Genomic DNA, 3,437 nt, shown 5'->3' with positions numbered 1-3,437 from the left:
GTTGGAGCCCTTCGTGGCGGGTGAAGTGCCTGCCGGGCCCAGCGTCATCCTGACGGGCGAGTACACGCCGATGAACCTTCTCCATGGCGCCGGGGGCATCGTCGGCATGTTCGATTTCGGTGATGGGCTCGTGGGCCCACGCGAGTACGACTGGCTGGGCCCGCTGTGCTTTCTGGCGGCGGGCCATGCCGAACGCTGTGACGCTCTGATGGAGGGGTACGGTGCGGCACCGGGCCGAGCTTGGCGCAACCCACTGATGCGCCTGCTGCTGTTGCATCGCTACAGCAACCTGAGGGTGCAGATTGCCTGCCCAGGCTGGGAGCGGGCAGAGAACTTTGAAGCGCTGGCGGAGCTGATCTGGCCCTAGTTCCGTTTGAACGACCGTTGGCACGCTCGTTGAGCGCGATCAAAAGACCACACCGCCGCCATATCGACGGCCTCTGGTCTTGCCGGACAAGCTCGCGGCATGGCGCCGAACCTCGGCCGCGTCGAGCGGGCCGCCGTGGCCGAGATGAAAGCGCTGCGCTCCGGCGTCAACGAGACGGTGCAGCTCGATCGCCACGGCGCGCGGATCGTCCTCGAACGGAGGCCGTATCGCGTGGCCCTTGCGCACCAGCCCGCCGAGCAGGATGCCCGAGGCGAGCAAGTCGCCGACCAGCGCATCGCCGCCTTCGAGCTCCAACGAGACCGAGCCGGACGTGTGGCCGGGCGTGTGGAGCGCTCGACCCTCGATGCCGAACGACCTCAGGTCGATCGTCTCGCCGTCGCTCGGCAACAGGTCAGGCGTGAAGGGGGCATAGGGCTCGAGGATGAGCCGCGTGCGCATGAACAGCCGGCCGAACCAGCCGGTTTCGCAGAAGCCCATCGGCCGCCGCTGCTCGAAATAGTCGCGATCGCCGGCATGGCCGAGGATGGGGGCGCCTGAGAGCTCGCGTAGACGCGCGGCGCTGCCAGCATGGTCGACATGCGCGTGCGTGACAACGATCAGACGAAGGTCGGCGAACGTGCGGCCGACCGACTGCAGGGCGCGTTCGATCTTTTGCTCCGACCCGGGCAGCCCGGTGTCGACGAGGATGCAGCCTGCCGGGCCGACGATCAGGTGGCAGTTGACCATGCCGAAGGGCAGGATCGGAACGCGGACGATGGCGGGAAAGGACATGAGGTCTCCACTGAACGGGCAACTGTGTTCAGGTGATGAAGACTTTGCCTCGACCGGGCAGAATGCACCCGTGGCGGTATTGCCATTCTTCAGGTCGATATGGCCAAGAAACGCGCTTCTGTTTCAGCACACGCAGCCGTCAGCGTCGCAGACACAAGCCCGGTTCGCATCGCCGTCCTGGCCTACGACGGCTGCCTGGGTCTGCAGGTCTTCGGGCTCGTCGACGTGCTGCGGATCGGTACGGACGTACAGCGCAGCCTCGGCAAACCCTCGCGTCCACTCGCGGTCGAGATCTGTTCGGTCAGCGGAGGTGCCGTCGTACTGGCCGGCGGCACCACGGTCGAGACGCGCCGGCTGCGTGGTCGGCCAGAGTTGCTGGTCGTTCCCGGTTTCGACCCCCGCGGCGGCGAAGACCTCGCGCAAGGCCTGACCCGGCGCAGCGGCGAGGCTCGTGCCGTACGACGCGTCTTCGCTCGCGGTTCTGCAGTCGCCTCCATCTGCACCGGCGCCTTTTTGCTCGGCAGCGCCGGCCTGCTAGACGGCCGGACGGTCACGACCTCCTGGATGTTCGGCACCCAACTCGCGCGTGCGTTCCCGGCGGCGGTCGTGCGCACTGACGCTTTGTTGCTCGAAGACGGCGGCGTCACCACGACCGGCGCCGTCAGTGCCGCGTTCGATCTCGCCCTGCACCTGGTCAAGCAGCACCTCGGCGCCGCGACGGCATCGGCCACTGCCAACGTCTCGCTGCTGCCGAACATGCGCAGTGACCAGCGTCCCTTCGTCGATGCGCGCCTGTTGGAAGCGTCCACCGGCGCCTTCGCCGCTCGCGTTCGCGACTGGTTTGCCAGCCGGTTGAAAGAGCCCTACGAGCTTGCCCGCGTGGCGGCCGCCTTCAAGGTCAGCCCACGCACGCTGATGCGGCGGGTCAAGGCCGAGTCGGGCCAGTCGCCGCTGGCCCTGCTGCAGCAACTTCGCGTCGAAGAGGCCAAGCGCCTATTGGCCAGACCGGGCGCGAGCATTGAGCGGGTCACCGAGGCCGTCGGGTATGTCGATGCGGTCACTTTCGCGCGGCTGTTCACTCGCCTCGTCGGCGAAAGCCCTGCGCGCTACCGCCGCCGTACCCTTCAGTGACCAGGGACGCCTGAACCTCAGCGGCCGCCGCGGCGTGAACAAGCGAGCGCTTCTTCGGCCAACGCCACCCAGACGGAGCCGCGCGAGGCTGGAATCGAGGCCCATTCCTTCATGACCTTCCCGTTGCCCATGCTGTAGGCCATTCCGTCGCCCGCTGCGATGATGTCGGCCACGCGCGCCGCCGTCAGCTTGACGACGAGTGATTGCCCGTCGGGACTCATGGCGAAGATCTTGCCCTTGCAGCGCAGCGCCGCCGAGCCGAAGCCGTTCTTCTTGGCTGCTGGCAACTCGACATCCGGCTCGCCTGAGAAGATCGCCGCGAGTTCCTTGAAACCTTGTGGCTCGAGCTTTGGCATGGGGCCTCTTCCTGTTGGTCTTGCTGCTGGGGCGGGCTGCATTTTCCCGCCTGCGGGCGCAAAGCCAAACGGCTTGCGAGGGGAATGTCTTCATGGGCCGCCGTTTTCCGTCTGTACCCATAGACGTTTGGTTTCGAGCCGGTTTTCAGTGGGGGCCACGATGGCCCAGACTTTTACCAGGGAGACCTCATGAGCCACTTGAATCTATCCAGCGGTTGGCGACGCGGGCTGACGCCGCTTGCACTGTGCGCCGCGCTCTGCTTGCCCGGCGCTGCTGTCGCATCCGAGCCCGCTGCTGAGCAAGCAGCTCCGGCCAGCGTCAAGTTCATCCACAGCTTCGAGGGCCCGGAGGGTGAACAGCCGTCGTCAGCGCTGGTCTACGGCAGCGACGGCAAGCTTCATGGGGTCACCGGATTCGGCGGTAACGCCGGCGGCGGCACGGCCTACAAGATGCAGCCCAATGGTGAGCTGACGGTGCTGCATTTCTTCGACAAGAAGCGCGGCCCCCTCCGGCCTTGGGGCCTGATCCAGGGCGCGGATGGCCAGTACTACGGTGCCAGCGGTGGTGGCGGTGAGTTCCACGACTCTGGCACCGCCTATCGGATGACGCCGCAAGGCGCAGTCACCGTGCTGCACTCGTTCAACTACGACGGGCCAGAGGGCGCCTACCCCTATGCGCCGCTGCTCCAGGTGAGTGATGGAAGCCTGTACGGCACGACCTGCTGCGCCAAGGGCAAGCTCGAAGGTGGCGTCTTCAAGGTCTCGACCGACGGCTCGGCGTTCAAGGTGGT

5 protein-coding genes are annotated in these 3,437 nt (G+C 66.5%); 3 read left to right on the top strand and 2 right to left on the bottom strand.

Translation table 11 applies throughout. The annotated features are described in order from the left end of the window. Positions 1-367, top strand: a 367-nt coding sequence (locus tag AC1DYI_RS30015; protein ID WP_477207776.1) for a phosphotransferase, incomplete at its 5' end; no start/stop codon positions are given. Between the two features lie 39 nt (positions 368-406). On the opposite strand, the gene AC1DYI_RS30010 is transcribed toward AC1DYI_RS30015, so the two are convergent. Beyond that, positions 407-1,159, bottom strand: coding sequence for an MBL fold metallo-hydrolase (locus AC1DYI_RS30010; RefSeq protein ID WP_477207775.1), 753 nt, complete (start codon positions 1,157-1,159; stop codon positions 407-409). 99 nt (positions 1,160-1,258) lie between these two features. Between AC1DYI_RS30010 and AC1DYI_RS30005 the strand changes: the two genes are divergently transcribed. Next, positions 1,259-2,290: a GlxA family transcriptional regulator gene (locus tag AC1DYI_RS30005; protein WP_477207774.1), complete on the top strand. Its 1,032-nt coding sequence runs from the start codon at positions 1,259-1,261 to the stop codon at positions 2,288-2,290. A gap of 17 nt (positions 2,291-2,307) precedes the next feature. On the opposite strand, the gene AC1DYI_RS30000 is transcribed toward AC1DYI_RS30005, so the two are convergent. After that, positions 2,308-2,646 carry a hypothetical protein gene (locus AC1DYI_RS30000; protein WP_477207773.1) on the bottom strand — a complete coding sequence of 113 codons (339 nt, stop codon included), beginning with the start codon at positions 2,644-2,646 and terminating at the stop codon, positions 2,308-2,310. 189 nt (positions 2,647-2,835) lie between these two features. Between AC1DYI_RS30000 and AC1DYI_RS29995 the strand changes: the two genes are divergently transcribed. Then, the coding region (locus tag AC1DYI_RS29995; protein ID WP_477207772.1) for a choice-of-anchor tandem repeat GloVer-containing protein at positions 2,836-3,437 on the top strand (602 nt) is incomplete at its 3' end.

The sequence above is a fragment of the Ideonella sp. P3_A4 genome (genome assembly GCF_056403075.1).
This window is presented reverse-complemented; position numbering and strand designations above follow the sequence as displayed.

Coding starts and splice junctions, on each gene's coding strand:
- AC1DYI_RS30005 (WP_477207774.1), top strand. CDS start 1,259: ATGGCCAAGAAACGCGCTTCTGTTTCAGCACACGCAGCCGTCAGCGTC.
- AC1DYI_RS30010 (WP_477207775.1), bottom strand. CDS start 1,159: ATGTCCTTTCCCGCCATCGTCCGCGTTCCGATCCTGCCCTTCGGCATG.
- AC1DYI_RS30000 (WP_477207773.1), bottom strand. CDS start 2,646: ATGCCAAAGCTCGAGCCACAAGGTTTCAAGGAACTCGCGGCGATCTTC.